General features: G+C 47.4%; 1 protein-coding gene. It reads right to left on the reverse strand.

The window, feature by feature from the left end:
• Positions 1-306 (reverse strand): hypothetical protein (locus tag G9H60_RS13300; protein WP_394369797.1); only part of this gene is annotated, 306 nt, incomplete at both ends.

The following is a 306-nucleotide window of genomic DNA, read 5'->3' on the forward strand; positions in this document are numbered from 1 at the left end:
CTCCTGTATATGTAGTGGCTGTATTGCCATCCGCATCTTTCGCGGTAATTGTTACTGTTTGACTTCCTCCAGCTGTTTGAGTGCCCGTTCCTGTTACCACTAATTTGGTCGCTGCTCCTGGATTAATGGTTACACTTCCACTTGTCGCTGCTGTTCCAGAAGCTGGTGTAAAGGTAAAGGTTCCTGCACCCGATGTTCCCGTGAACTTCAAACCTAAGCTCGTTAAGTTCGCTACCCCACTCGTGAAATCTCCTGCTTGATTCAATACATTGTTGACACCACTGCCTAATCCACTGACTGTTCCTG

This window comes from Aquirufa aurantiipilula (assembly GCF_019923745.1).
Lineage (GTDB): Bacteria > Bacteroidota > Bacteroidia > Cytophagales > Spirosomataceae > Aquirufa > Aquirufa aurantiipilula.